The organism is Cupriavidus pampae, from assembly GCF_914271485.1.
Lineage (GTDB): Bacteria > Pseudomonadota > Gammaproteobacteria > Burkholderiales > Burkholderiaceae > Cupriavidus > Cupriavidus pampae.
Genome location: NZ_CAJZAG010000003.1, coordinates 280,094 through 293,839, shown reverse-complemented (window position 1 = coordinate 293,839; position 13,746 = coordinate 280,094). Strand labels below are relative to the sequence as shown.

Annotated in this window: 8 protein-coding genes; 3 read left to right on the top strand and 5 right to left on the bottom strand. The window is 65.6% G+C overall.

Annotated features, from left to right (window positions below):
* The first annotated feature begins 38 nt into the window (after window positions 1-38).
* Window positions 39-1,133 carry an ornithine cyclodeaminase gene (locus LDO41_RS09015; protein WP_223985111.1) on the top strand — a complete coding sequence of 365 codons (1,095 nt, stop codon included), beginning with the start codon at window positions 39-41 and terminating at the stop codon, window positions 1,131-1,133.
* Window positions 1,134-1,156: 23 nt separating this feature from the next.
* Here LDO41_RS09015 and LDO41_RS09010 read toward each other — a convergent pair whose 3' ends face one another.
* The 5 genes from LDO41_RS09010 to LDO41_RS08990 all read right to left on the bottom strand — a co-directional run bounded on the left by LDO41_RS09010 (window position 1,157) and on the right by LDO41_RS08990 (window position 10,620).
* On the bottom strand, window positions 1,157-1,756 hold the full coding sequence (locus LDO41_RS09010; protein WP_223985108.1) for a helix-turn-helix domain-containing protein: 600 nt from the start codon (window positions 1,754-1,756) through the stop codon (window positions 1,157-1,159).
* A 475-nt stretch (window positions 1,757-2,231) separates the two neighbouring features.
* Window positions 2,232-3,575: a sigma-54-dependent transcriptional regulator gene (locus tag LDO41_RS09005; RefSeq protein ID WP_223985103.1), complete on the bottom strand. Its 1,344-nt coding sequence runs from the start codon at window positions 3,573-3,575 to the stop codon at window positions 2,232-2,234.
* Between the two features lie 5 nt (window positions 3,576-3,580).
* A complete protein-coding gene (locus tag LDO41_RS09000; protein ID WP_223985100.1) occupies window positions 3,581-5,500 on the bottom strand; it encodes a sensor histidine kinase in 1,920 nt (639 codons plus the stop codon).
* A 142-nt stretch (window positions 5,501-5,642) separates the two neighbouring features.
* Window positions 5,643-6,962 (bottom strand): dicarboxylate/amino acid:cation symporter, encoded by a 1,320-nt coding sequence (locus LDO41_RS08995; protein WP_223985097.1) that lies wholly within the window; start codon window positions 6,960-6,962, stop codon window positions 5,643-5,645.
* A 217-nt stretch (window positions 6,963-7,179) separates the two neighbouring features.
* The gene (locus tag LDO41_RS08990) at window positions 7,180-10,620 is read right to left on the bottom strand and encodes a diguanylate cyclase (protein WP_223986962.1); all 3,441 of its coding nucleotides are present in this window, start codon (window positions 10,618-10,620) and stop codon (window positions 7,180-7,182) included.
* A gap of 331 nt (window positions 10,621-10,951) precedes the next feature.
* Here LDO41_RS08990 and LDO41_RS08985 point away from each other — a divergent pair, with 331 nt between their 5' ends.
* Window positions 10,952-11,845 (top strand): c-type cytochrome, encoded by an 894-nt coding sequence (locus LDO41_RS08985; protein ID WP_223985095.1) that lies wholly within the window; start codon window positions 10,952-10,954, stop codon window positions 11,843-11,845.
* A 146-nt stretch (window positions 11,846-11,991) separates the two neighbouring features.
* The gene (locus LDO41_RS08980) at window positions 11,992-13,743 is read left to right on the top strand and encodes a ShlB/FhaC/HecB family hemolysin secretion/activation protein (RefSeq protein ID WP_223985094.1); all 1,752 of its coding nucleotides are present in this window, start codon (window positions 11,992-11,994) and stop codon (window positions 13,741-13,743) included.
* The last annotated feature ends 3 nt before the right edge of the window (window positions 13,744-13,746 follow it).

Here is a 13,746-nt window from a genome sequence, read left to right as displayed (position 1 = left end):
CACGCGGCATCGGACCAACTGAACAGGAAACGCGCATCATGACTTCTACACCGCACGGCTCACTCCACACCCGTGGCACGCGTTGCCTCGATGCGCGCGACGTGGCGGCCCTTGTGCGCTCCATCGGCGTACGGCAATCGCTGGTGCAGCTCGCCGAGTATCTGCGCGAGGACTTTCTGCGCTGGCACGCGTTCGACAAGTCGGCGCGCGCCGCGAGTCATTCGGACGTCGGCGTGATCGAATTGATGCCGGTCAGCGATGGCCAGCTGCATGCGTTCAAATACGTCAACGGTCATCCACGCAATGCGCGACACGGCCTGCCCACTGTGATGGCCTATGGCGCTCTCGCCGAAGTGGCTACTGGCTTTCCGCTGCTGCTGGCAGATCTCACGCTGGCCACCGCGCTGCGTACTGCGGCCACCTCGGCGCTGGCGGCGCAGGTGCTCGCGCGTGACGATGCCAGGAACATGGCACTGATCGGCAACGGTGCGCAGGCCGAGTTTCAGGCGCTGGCGTTCCACGCGTTGCTCGGCATCCGCGAGATCCGCGCGTTCGATCTGGACCGGCGCGCGACCGATCGCCTCGCGCGCAATCTCGCCCACATACAGGATCTGCGCATCGTGCCGGCGCCATCGATTGCGGCGGCGGTGCAGGGCGCCGACGTGGTCTCGACCGTGACCGCGGACAAAACCCGCGCGACGATTCTCACGCCGGAGATGGTCACGCCCGGGATGCATCTGAATGCCGTGGGTGGCGACTGCCCAGGCAAGACCGAGCTGCACGTGGAGATCCTGCGACGGGCGCGGATCGTCGTCGAGTACGCGCCGCAGACGCGCATCGAGGGCGAGATTCAGCAACTGCCGCCCGATGCCCCGGTCGTCGAATTGTGGGAAGTGTTGGCGCAGAAAACGCCGGGCCGGCAGACGCGCGAAGCCGTCACGATCTTCGATTCCGTAGGCTTCGCGCTCGAGGATTTTTCCGCTTTACGATGGCTCCACAATGTGGCGCTCGCGAAGGACGCGGGTCGGATTTTAGGCTTTGTTGCAACACCTCGCGACCCGCGCGACCTCTATGGCTGGATGATGCGGGACGAGGTGTTAGTCCCCGAAAGTTTGAAGGAGGCTCTTACTTAAGAAAGTTAAGAGCTGTCTCGCGCTCAGCCCGCAGTGCGGCCCATCATCAGCTGCGCGCGCAGGAAGCCCTTTACCTCTTCCAGCGATGGCGTCTTCAGGAACACCATGATGCCCCAGTGCTGCAGTGCGTCGGCCACGCCATCGTAGGCCTGGCGGTTGGTGATCACCGCGAAGATCACGCGTTGCCGCGCGAAGAAATTCTGCAGCTTCTCAATGATGGCCGACTCGGCATCGTTGAGTTCCTCGACGTAATAGAGCACCACGCGCGGCCGTGCGTCGATCGACGTGATCACGGTATCCACGACGTCCTCGAGCACCTGCGTCTTCAGCGGAAGCGACCACTTGCCCAGCTGTGCGCTGATGCGCTGCGCCTCCTGGTGATTCGGATGAAACACCACGAGGTCGAGGTCATGCGGCGCCTGCAGATCGGGCGCGGCGCGCGAGGCCAGCAGCCGGTGCACCGTTTCCTTGTGAATGCGCCGATGTCCGCCGTTGGTTTTCCAGGCGCCGAGCTCGCCCCGTTCGACCATCTTCTGGACTGTGCCCAGCGATACGTTGAGAAGTTTTGCTGCAGTTCGCGTGCTGTAGTACGGCTTGTCAGCCAGTTCTGGATCCAGTTTCATCCACTCACCCGTTGTCGATCGTCAGCGCAACGCGGAAGTCGCGTCGCGTGGCGCCTTCGGGCGCGCCACGCCGGTGATTACCGGGCTGCCGTATATCTACTGACCCTGCTGCTCGACCCGCTCCCCGCCGGTCGTACTGCTTGGCGGCGGTGGTCTTTGCCACCTGCCCGGCACGGCGAACCGTACCGCACACCATTCATAGTATTCCTCGCATGGGGCACGCATGACAGAGGGTTATCGATGACTGGCGTCGCACTTTTGTTGTTTAACGTACATCGGTAGTCTCTGGTGGACTGACGCGATGAAAAACCAGGCCTGAAAACGAATGAAAAACGGCCATCGCGCCCGTCGTTCGCCCTAGTCCTTATGGATCAGTGCCTCAAACGATGAACGCGAGCGCACGCGGAACACACATCGGTGCGCAGATGCAGATGATAACGGTTCGCGCCCGTGCCTCAAACTATCACTGGGCATCTCAAAGACCATACTTGCGTACTTTGTCGAACAAGGTGGTCTTGGCCACGCCGAGCGCTTCGCTCGCGCGCGACAGGTTGCCGTCGTGCCGGCGCAGCGCGTCCGCAATCAGCGCGCGCTCGAATTGTTCGACGGCGTGCGCGAGGGAAAGTGCCGAAGGTCGGTCGTCATCTTCATGCATATCGCCAGGCTGGCAACCGAGACCGAGCACGTGGCGCTCTGCCAGATTGCGCAATTCGCGCACATTGCCTGGCCACGGATAAGCGATGAGCGCGGACATCTCCGCGGGCGTCGCGGGCAGCGGCTCGCGGTCGAAGCGCAGGGCGGCCTGCGCCACGAAATGCTCGAACAGCTGCGGCACATCCTCGCGCCGCTCGCGCAGCGGCGGCAGCGCAAGCGTGATGACGTTGAGCCGAAAGTAGAGGTCCGCGCGAAACGTGCCGGCCTCGGACTGCGCGCGCAGGTCGGCCTTGGTCGCGGCCACCACGCGCGCATCGACGGGCACGGGCTGGTTGGAGCCCAGCCGCTCGACCGTGCGCTCCTGCAGCACGCGCAGCAGCTTGATCTGCATCGGCATCGGCATGCTCTCGATCTCGTCGAGGAACAGCGTGCCGCCGGCCGCATGCTCGATCTTGCCGATGCGTCGTCGCGTGGCGCCCGTGAACGAGCCCGCCTCATGGCCGAAGATCTCGGATTCAAACAACTGTTCGGGCAGGCCGCCGCAATTGATCGCCACGAAATGGCGCGCATGGCGGTTGCTGGCTTCGTGCAGGCAGCGCGCGACCAGTTCCTTGCCGGTGCCGGTCTCGCCGTGGATCAGCACGTTGGCGCCGGTGTCCGCCACGTCGGCGATGCGCGCGCGCAGCCGTTCGATGGCGGGCGAGTTGCCGATCAGCCGGCTGGCCACCGAGGTACGCGCGGCCAGTTGCGCGCGCAGGCCGGCCACCTCGAGTGTGAGCCGCCGTTGCTCCAGCGCGCGGCGACACGCATCGACCAGGCGCTCGGGCGAGAACGGCTTTTCGAGGAAGTCGTACGCGCCTTGCTTCATGGCCTGCACGGCCAGGCTCACGTCGCCATGACCGGTGATCACGATGACGGGCAGCGTCGGGTCCTGCGCGCGTAACGCGGCAAGCAGCGACATGCCATCGCGTCCGGGCAGGCGCACATCCGTGACGACGATGCCCGGGGGCACGCCACCATCGGCCTGTGCCCGAAGCTCGCGCAACGCGGCCTCGGCGCTCGCGGCCGTGCGTGTGGCCATGCCTTCAAGCCGTAGTGCCTGCTCACAGCCGAGCCGCACATCGGGATCGTCCTCGACGATCGTCACGGTCAGATCATTGGACATACGATTCAGTTGCCATGCGCGGTCTCACGCGCGACGTTGCCGATCGCGCGTGGCAAGGCGAGCGTGAAACACGCGCCGCCGTCGGGATGATTGATCGCCGTAAGCGTGCCACCACTGTCGTTGAGAATGCCTGCCGACAAGGTCAGGCCGAGGCCGAGCCCTTCACCTGCGGGTTTGGTCGTGAAGAACGGCTCGAACAGCCGCGCAAACGCTTCTTCCGACAGGCCGGGCCCGTTGTCGCGCACGGTCAGATGCACGAGGCCGCCGCTCTCGTAGGCATGCAGCCAGAGCTTGGGCTCCGATTGGCGTGCGGTCGCATCGAGCGCGTTGCCAATCAGGTTCACGAGCACCTGCTCGAGGCGGTTCGGGTCGCAGGCGACGGTCAGATGCGCGTCGATATCGCGATCGATCCGAGGTGCGTTGGCCAAGACCCGCGTCTCCATCAGGAACAGCGCGTTGTCCACCGCGTCCGCGAGCCTGGCGCAGCGGCGCGGACCACTGGCCGGATCGCGCGCGAAGGACTTGAGCGCGCCGGTAATGCGCCCCATGCGCTCGACCAGCGCGATGATCTTCTCGAGGTTGTCGCGCGTGGTGGCGGTGTCGCCGCGTTCGAGGAACTTGCAGGCATTGCCGGAGAGCGTGCGCAGCGCGGCCAGCGGCTGGTTCAGTTCGTGCGCGACACCGGCCGACATCTGGCCCACGGCGGCGAGCTTGCCGGCCTGCATCAGGCCGTCCTGCGCCTGCCGCAGGAACGATTCGGTGCGGATTCGCTCGGCCACCTCGGCATGCAGTTGGTGGTTGGCGGTGGACAAGTCGGAGGTTCGCTCCGCCACCTTGCGTTCGAGTTCGTTGTTGGCGGCTTCCAGCGCATGGCGCGCGGCCAGGCGCTCGCTGACGATGCGGCGGCGTACATTCCAGGCCGCGGCCAGCAGCAGTACGAACGCGGTGAGCACGCCAGCCAGCGCGGCGCTGTTGAGCGCGGCCACGCGGGCCTGCGAGGTGTTGGTCAGCAGCGTGAGATCCCAGTCGGTGCCCGGCAGCGACGCGTGCTGGGCGAGCATCGGCGGCCCCTGACGCAGCATGACGAGCGCATCGCCACCAGGCCCCGGACCGGTGCCGAAGGTGCGTACGGTGGAGAGCGCGAGTGTGGGCAGCGGCGCGCGGTTGTACTGCAGCGTCTGGTCGAGCCGCGCGCGCAGATCGGGCGGGATCTCACGTATGGCGGCCAGCTTCCACGATGGGTCGGAGGCGAGGATCACCACGCCGTTCTCGTCGGCCAGCAGCATCTGGCTGTCCGCACCCTGCCAGCGATTCTCGAGCGGCTCCAGTCCGATCTTCACCACCGCCACACCCGACGGATGGTCGCGATCGCCGAGCGGTGCGGACAGGTAGTAGCCCGATTCGCTGCGTGTGGTGCCCACGCCGTAGAAGCGGCCCAGCTGACCCTCGATCGCGGTATGGAAGTACGGACGGAAGCTCAGGTCCTCGCCAAGGTAGCTGTCCGGGCGCTGGTAGTTGCTGGTGGCGATGACGTGGCCCTGCGCGTCGAGCACGTACACCACGCGGGTGCCGGCGCGCGCATTGAGCGCGGCCAGGTAGACGTTGGCATCGGCTACGCGTGTGGGGTCGGTGGGGTGATGCAGCAGCGCATCGATACGCGCATCGAGCGACAGCAGGCTGGGTACGTAGTCATAGCGCGCGAGCTCGCTGTCGAGCGCCTGCGAATAGAGGCGCAGCTGCACCTGGCCGCGTTCGGCCTGACGCGCGAGCGCGGCGTCATAGGTATAGCGATAGCCAAACCAGCTTGCCGCGGCGATCAGCGCGGCAAGCACCAGCAGGGCCAACAGGGAGAGCGCGACGCGGGGTCTTGCGGATGTGGCTGAAGCGGCGGAGGCGGATGAAATGACGGGGTCTTCGTGCTGCATGGCAGCTCTTTTACCACATCAGAACAAAGCCTGAGAGAATTCGACCCGCGCAAATATTGACTGTACAAGCATCGTACGTTGCAACAAAAAGGGCCCTGCCACCGGGTCGGCGGCAGGGCCCTCGCACGCGCTGGCGGCAGTCTTACTTGCGCGCCAGAACCTGGCTTGTGCCCAGGCTTGCACCGTGCGTGGAGAGGTCCGTGCTTTCCAGGTCCTCTTCGGAGAGATCGGGCGCGCCGATCGCGTTCTCGCTGCGTGCCACCACGGTGGTCGCGATCGCGTTGCCAAGCACATTGGTCACGGTGCGACCCATGTCGAGCACGTGCTCGATGCCGAGCACGAGCAGGATGCCGGCTTCGGGCAGGCCGAACATCGGCAGCACCGCAGCCACCACCACCAGCGCCGCGCGCGGTACACCAGCGATGCCCTTGCTGGTCACCAGCAGCACCAGCAGCATGGTGATCTGCTGCGTGAGCGAAAGGTGAATGCCATAGACCTGCGCCACGAACAGCGCCGCGAACGACGTGTACATCATCGAGCCGTCGAGGTTGAACGAGTAGCCGAGCGGCAGCACGAAGTTGGTGATGCGCGGGTTGACGCCGAAGCGCGTCAGTTGCTCGATCACCTTGGGGTAGGCCGACTCGCTGCTGGCGGTGGCAAAGCCGATCATCAGCGGCGCGCGCAGCAGGCGCAGCAGCGAGAACACGCGGCGGCCGAGGAAGAACGCACCACCGGCGATCAGCACGGCCCACAGCAGCAGCAACCCGAGGTAGAAGCTGCCGAGCAGCTTGGCATACACCACCAGCACGCCGAGACCCTGCACGGTGATCACCGCCGCGACGGCACCGAACACGCCGATCGGCGCCACGGTCATCACATAGTTGGTCACCTTGAGCATGACCTGCGCGAGGCCCTCGATGCCGGCGAGCACGGGCTTGCCGACGCCGTCCTTGATCGTGCCGAGCGCAAAGCCGAAGAACAGCGAGAACACCACGATCTGCAGGATCTCGTTGGTGGCCATCGCCTCCACGAAGCTCTTCGGGAACATGTGCGCGACGAAATCACGCAGGTTCAGCCCGGCCGTCTTGACGTTCGAGACCGCATCCGCAGGCGGCAGCGGCAGGTTCATGCCGTGTCCCGGTGCAAGTACGTTGGCCATGATCAGGCCCAGCAGCAGCGACATGATCGACGCGGCGACGAACCACACCATTGCCTTGAGGCCGATGCGGCCCACGGCGCGGCCGTCGCCCATGCTGGCGATACCCGAGACCAGCGTGGCGAACACGAGTGGGCCGATGATCATCTTGATCATCCGCAGGAATACGTCGGTGAGGATGGACAGGTAGTCGGCGATCGATTTCGCGGCCGCCGCATCCGGTGCCAGGTGGTGCGCCGCGGTGCCGGCCAGTATGCCAAGCAGCATCGCGATGAAGATCAGGGTGGGCAGTCGATTGAGTTTCATCGTGGAGGGTTGTCTTCCTTAGGGTTCTCGTTCTGGAAACGCAGCGCGTGAAATTGCACGAGCCGTGCCAGCGCACGAACGCCTTAGACCTTGCGTAAGGCCATGAAAACAAAAGGAAAACAGAGGAATTCCGAACGCGCCGTCCGGATCTCCGAACGGCGGTGACGTTGCAGTGTTCGGAAATCCGAACGCGCCCGGAGGGTTCAGGCGGCGGCGTTCAGTTGGAGGGCGGCGTTTCCGCCGCCTGATGCGTGGCGCCAGCGATATAGGTCTCGAGCGGCACCGGGCGGCCGATCACATAGCCCTGGGCGTAGTCCACGCCGATCGCGCGCAGCGTGTGAAGCGTCTGCTCGTCCTCGACCGACTCCGCCACTGTCTTCACACCGAGGCGATGGCCGATGTCGTTGATCGAGCTGACGATCTCGCGGTCGACCACGCTGTCGGTCAGGTTGCGGATAAAGCTGCCGTCGATCTTGAGGTAGTCGACCGGGAACTGCTTGAGGTACGAGAACGACGACAGGCCCGCACCGAAGTCGTCGAGCGCGACCGTGCAGCCCGCGCGACGCGCCTCGGCCACAAGGCGATTGGCGGCCGACATGTTGTTGATCAGCGCGGTCTCGGTGATCTCCAGCCGGATGCGCCGCGCCGGCAGCACCGATTCGTCGAGCGCCGCGTGCAGGAACGGCAGCAGGAATGGTTCGCCCAGCGAGTTCGCCGACAGGTTGATGGACACCGAGAGGCCGGGAATCGCCGCGAGCCGCGGACCGAAGTCGTGAAGCACGTTACGGATGACCCAGCGGTCGATATGGCCCATCAGGTCATAACGCTCGGCCGCCGGGATAAACGCGCCCGGCATCACCAGCGTGCCGCTCTCGTCGACCATGCGCACGAGGATTTCGATATGGCTTGCGTTATCGTCCTCGGGCCGCAGCGCGCGGATCTCCTGCGCATACAGCCGGAAGCGATTGGCTTCGAGCGCGGAGTGGATGCCCGCGGCCACTTCGAGTTCGCGGTGATGGCGGCGCGCATCGCTTTCGTCGCGACGGTAGACCGATACGCGATTGCGGCCAGCGGCCTTGGCGGCGTAGCAGGCCACGTCGGCGCGGCTCATCAGCTCGCCGACGGGCGGCACCTCGCCGTCGATGGCCGCAATACCGATGCTGGCGCCCACGTCGTACACGCGACCATCCCACGGGAAGCGGCGGCCGCGAATCGCGTCGATGACCTTCTGGCACACATGATCGGCCTGATCGATGGTGCAGTCCTTGAGCAGCAGCGCAAACTCGTCGCCACCGAGGCGCGCGAGCAGATCGTCGGGGCGCACATGGTGGCGGATCACGTAGCCGAGCTCGCGTAGCAGCACGTCGCCGGCGCCATGGCCCGCGGTGTCGTTGACGATCTTGAAGCGATCGAGGTCGATGAAGCAGAGCGCGCTGCGATGGCCATGCTGGCGCGCGGCCTCGCAGGCCTCGCGCAACTTCTTTTCGAACCATGCGCGATTGGGCAGGCCGGTCAGCGCATCGTGCGTGGCCGAGTGCGCCAGCTCGCGCTGCAGCGCGCGCGAGCTCGTGATGTCCTGGAACACCAGCACCGCACCGAGCACGTCGCCGTTGCCGGTCAGCACCGGCGCGGCGGAGTCCTGCACGTCGTGGCGCTCGCCGGTCAGGCTCTGCAGTACCGCGCCTTCCTGCAGATAGGCGGGTCGCAGCGATTGCAGGCATTGTTCGACCGGGCTTGGAATCACGTCGCCGGTCAGTTCATCGACGATGCGGAATACCTGCTCGAGCGGCTGCCCCATCGCGGCATCCATGCTCCAGCCGGTCAGTTGCTCGGCGATCGGATTGAGGAAGGTCACGCGCATCGCGCCGTCGGTACAGATCACCGCGTCGCCGATCGAGCGCAGCGTGATGTGGAGCCGCTCCTTTTCCTCGAACAGTGCCGAGGTCAGGCGCCGCTGTTCGGTGATGTCCCAGTTGGTGCCGACCAGCGCGCGCGTCATGCCGCCGTCACGCGGATCACGGCCCTCTCGTTCCATCGCGCGGGCATCTTCCTGGCGCGACACCATGGCCATCGCGCGCACATGGCGGACCTCGCCGGTCGGTCGCACGATGCGATATTCGGTATCGAAGCGCTGCAGGCCACGAATGGCCTGGCGCATTTCGCTGCTGACACGGCTCACGTCCTCGGGATGCAGCATCGCGATCCACTCGGCGAGTGTGGGCGTGCCCAGCTCCGGCGCGGTGCCGTGCAACGCATGCATGCGCGCATCCCACATGATGGCCGCGTTCGTGAAGTCCCATTCCCAGATGCCGACGCCGCCGGCTTCCACCGCGAGCTGCGTGCGGCGCGAGAGCTGCTCCAGCTGTTCCTGCGCGAGCCGGCGCGTATGGATGTCTTCTACCTGCGAGATAAAGTGATCGGGCTCGCCGGTCACTTCGTCCCGCACCAGCGAGACCGCAAGCAGTGCCCACAGGTAGTGCCCGTCCTTGTGACGGTAGCGCTTCTCCATGCGGTACGAGTCGATCTCGCCGGCCAGCAGCCGCTCCACCTGACGCAGGTCCTCGGCGAGGTCGTCCGGGTGCGTCATGAGCTGGAACGGCCGGTCGCGGAATTCGTCGGGGTCATAGCCGAGCAGATCCGTCAGCGCGCGATTGACCATCTGCCAGCGGCCATCGAGGCCGACCAGCGCCATGCCGATGGCCGAGTGTTCCATGGCCTGGCGGAAGCGCCGTTCGCTGCTGCGCAGGTTGGCGCGGCCGGCGCGATTCTGTTCCGTCATCAGCGCGATACACACCGGGAACACCATGATCACCGCGGCCGAGAGCGGCAGCTTCTGCATCGCCACCTCGGGGATGCCGGAGGCCAGCGCGAACACTTCCGCCGCAAGCGTCGAGGTCAGCGTGAGTACCGCGGTGGCGAACGGGTTGCTCAGCAGCGCCACCACCACGAGCGGCAGCGACATCGCGACGAATGGATCGTGCGCCTGCATGACCGCGACGGCACCGATGGCGATCGAGATCGTCAGCAGGATGCACAGGCGGACCAGCAGACCGCGTTTGAGCGTGGCGCTGACGCGCGCGCGCGTGACCGACACCATCAGCGGCAGCAGCATGACCATGCCGAGCGCGCTCGCATTCCACCACGTCCACCACACGCGCGTGAACGGCGTGCCATACGCCTGGGTCAGCGCCGCCGCGCCCGCCAGAGCGCCCACGGCCGGCCCCACCGTCGCCGCCACGCCCAGCGTCAGCGCAAAGCTGGCGAGCGGTCCCGAGCGCACGTTGCTCATATGCGAACTCATCAACCGCAGCAACGTCACCGAACAAATAATCTCAAGCAGGTTAGCACCAGACAACAGTGCCGACACCAGCACGGTGTCGCCCCCGACCCAGTTGGCCAGTGCATATCCTATGAACATCACGGCGAGCAGCCAACGTGCCTCATAGCGCGGCCGCTGCAACAGCATGCCGAGGCCGAATGCGTTGGCCAGCCACAGTGCCGCGGCGTTGCCGGGCAGGCGGGACAGCCAGATGCCGGCCGCGGCCAGCACGAACGCCCCCACGCTGGCCAGCAGCAGGGGACGCCAGGGCAGGGCCGAGGCGGGAGTAGGCGCAGGAGTGTGCCCAGTTGTCGAGTTGGCGGCCGAATCTGGCGTCATGCGGTTCTGTTCGTTCTGGTCTGCCGCCGGACGGGGGCGACCGGCGGCGAGGTTGAGCATCGCCGGGCTGGGTACGGTCACACGTTTCCGAGGCTAGACCGCACTGTAAGGGTGCCAACGCCTGTTTGAGGCCGGAGATAGGCGGGTCGAGCGTCCCCTGTTGGGGCTGGCGTCTTTAGCGGAATTTTGGTAGGGCGCACGCGCCGCAAAGCGTGCGGACCCGAAAAAAGCGCGGGCTGCGTGCGCCGCGAAGTCTGTACCATCGCGCACAGATCGCAAGTGCACGTCCCGTTGGAATCGGCGGCACACCAAGAAAAAGAAAGGGCTCCCCATGGATATCGCGCGCTTCTTCCGCATTGCGTCCGCCGCACTTGCCACGTTCGTTCTGGTCGTCGTGGTGTCGGTCGGGGGTACCTGGTACTGGGGCGGCCAGAAAATGCAGCGCACGGTCAAGGTGCCGGATCTGCAGCCTGTTGGGTACCTCGACGATGCGGCCTCGATCGCGCACGGCAAGTATCTCTACCTGTCGCGCGGTTGCATGGAGTGCCACGGCGCCAACGGTGCCGGCAAGGTCGTGTTCGACGAGCCCAATGGGTTCCGCGTGCGCTCTCCGGACCTGACTTCCGCCAACCCAGTGATCGCGGCCTACCGGCCGGAGAACTGGGATCTGGCCATCCGCCACGGTGTGGCATCGACAGGCCGTCCGCTGCTGGTCATGCCGAGCGAGGACTACAACCGCCTGTCCAACGAAGACTTCGCGGCACTGGTCGCCTATCTGCGCAGCCTGCCGCCCACCCCCGGCGGCGCGCAGTCTGGCGAGGTGTCGATGCCGTGGTTCATACGCGGTCTGTACGGCGCTGGCGTGATCAAGGACGCCGCCGAGAAGATCGACCAGTCACTGCCGCCGGCGCCTGCCGTCGTCGTGGCCCCGACCGTCACGTACGGCGCCTATGTGGCCAACGCCTGCATAGGCTGCCACGGCGCCAGTCTGAAGGGCGGCAAGATTCCGGGCGCCCCGCCCGACTGGCCGAACGCGGCCGACCTGCACGCGGACTCGCGCGCGATGCAACCGTACGACGACGCCGCGCGTTTCGTCACGATGATGCGCACCGGAAAGCGACCCGACGGCACGGACGTGAGCCGCGTGATGCCGTTCGCCTCGTTCGCGCACATGAACGACACCGACCTCGATGCGCTATTTCTTTATCTGCGCAGCCTGAAATAAGCGCATTAGCTTTGCTTTATGACTGCGATTATTGTTTCCAATTAAAAGGAGTATTGATTGAATCAAGATTAATAAAGCAACGGGTAAGCAGAAGATGCAGAGGCATATCGTGAGCTCATCGCCAATCCGGCGCCTGGAGCTCGCGTATGACTCGATATTGCCGTCCGCGGTTGTGGATCGCCGCACTCGCGCTTTGCCATGCCAGTGCACTGGCACGAACCACGCCGGGCGCCGTGTTCGAGCGCCAGAACCAGAACGTCGAGAGCCAGCAGCGTGACCGCCTGCGCGAGGATCAGGAGCGCGCGCTGCGCGCGTTGCCGCCCCCAGGTGGCACGGACCTCAATACCGTCAAGCCGCAGGTGCAGGTGCCCGATATCGGCGTGGCTTGTCGCGATATCCGCACGATCGAGATCACTGGCGACACGCAGCGCGTGCCCGACTTCCTGCGCGCCGATATCACGCGCGATTTCGCTGGCCGCTGCCTCGCCGCCACCGATATCGAAGCCATCCTCGCGCAGCTGACCAAAAGCTTTATCGATCGCGGCTATATCACCACGCGTGCCTATTTGCCAGCGCAGGACCTGCGCACCGGCAAGCTCGTGATTACCGTAGTGGAAGGCCGCATCGAACGGTACGAGATCGAAAGCGGACCGGCTGGCGGCAAGAAGGGCTCGATCTGGCCGAGTGGCGCGTTCCCCGGCAATCCTGGCGACGCGCTGAATCTGCGCGATCTGGAGCAGGGCATCGATCAGCTCAATCTGCTGAGCTCCAACAACGCCCGGCTGGACCTGCGCCCGGGCAGTACGCCGGGCCAGAGCGTCGTGGCGGTGCAGAACGACGCATCGTTCCCGGTGCATCTGTTCGGTTCGTACGACAACCTTGGCACCGATGCCACCGGCCGCAACGCCGCGTCGGCCACGGTCACGCTGGACAGCCTGCTGGGCCTGAACGAACTGTTCGCGGTGACACGCCGGCAGTCGGTGTTCCCGGCCAATGGCGGCCACAAGTCCGACTCCACGGCCGTGCACGCCCAGCTGCCATTCGGCTACAACACCTTTACGGTCGACTACAGCCAGAGCAACTACACGAACACGCTGGGTCTGCCGAGCGGTCTTGCGCTCAAGGCCACCGGCAAGATGGATACGTGGAGCCTGGGCGCCGATCGCGTGGTGTTCCGCAACCAGACCAGCCGCGTCGCGTTCTCCGCGCGGCTGACCACGCAGCAGAGCAAGAACTGGCTCGGCGGTGAACTCCTGCAGGTCAGCAGCCGCACGCTGACGTTCCTCGATGTGGGCGTCAACGCGTTCACGCAGGTCTACGGCGGCATCTTCAACGGCCGTCTGGCGATGGTGCAGGGCCTGAACCTGCTCGGTTCGCTGCACGATCCCTCCGATCTGCCGCGCGACCTGCCGCACGCGCAGTTCAACAAGTTCACGCTGGACCTCGGCTACAACCGTCGCTTCGAGCTCGCGGGCACACCGCTGACCTTCTCCACGCAGTTGAGCGGGCAGGCCGCCAACGACACGCTGTACGGCACGCAGCAGATCCTGATTGGCGGCCCGTCGTCCGTGCGCGGCTTCCAGAGCTACACGCTGGCCGGCGACAACGGCTACTTCGTGCGCAACGAGCTGGGCCTGCCATGGCAGGTCTCCACGGCGATGTTTGGTAACCCGGCGGGCACGCTGGCCGGACGCGTCTACGCAGGTTTCGACTGGGGCAATGTCACCAACCGCGCGGCCGGTGTGCCGTCGGGTTCGCTGTCGGGCGCCACGCTCGGCATCGGCCTGTTCTGGAAGACCGTGGCCATCGACGCCTTTGCCGCGCGCGCCATCCGCGCACCGTCTTCTCAATTTCGCGAAGGCACGCTGTTCAGCCTGCGACTGTCCGCATCGATCTGAGGT

Excerpts from the sequence above, each read along its gene's own strand:
- LDO41_RS08995 (WP_223985097.1), bottom strand. The coding sequence starts at position 6,962 with ATGAAACTCAATCGACTGCCCACCCTGATCTTCATCGCGATGCTGCTT.
- LDO41_RS08990 (WP_223986962.1), bottom strand. The coding sequence starts at position 10,620 with ATGACGCCAGATTCGGCCGCCAACTCGACAACTGGGCACACTCCTGCG.
- LDO41_RS09005 (WP_223985103.1), bottom strand. The coding sequence starts at position 3,575 with ATGTCCAATGATCTGACCGTGACGATCGTCGAGGACGATCCCGATGTG.
- LDO41_RS09015 (WP_223985111.1), top strand. The coding sequence starts at position 39 with ATGACTTCTACACCGCACGGCTCACTCCACACCCGTGGCACGCGTTGC.
- LDO41_RS09010 (WP_223985108.1), bottom strand. The coding sequence starts at position 1,756 with ATGAAACTGGATCCAGAACTGGCTGACAAGCCGTACTACAGCACGCGA.
- LDO41_RS08980 (WP_223985094.1), top strand. The coding sequence starts at position 11,992 with ATGACTCGATATTGCCGTCCGCGGTTGTGGATCGCCGCACTCGCGCTT.
- LDO41_RS09000 (WP_223985100.1), bottom strand. The coding sequence starts at position 5,500 with ATGCAGCACGAAGACCCCGTCATTTCATCCGCCTCCGCCGCTTCAGCC.
- LDO41_RS08985 (WP_223985095.1), top strand. The coding sequence starts at position 10,952 with ATGGATATCGCGCGCTTCTTCCGCATTGCGTCCGCCGCACTTGCCACG.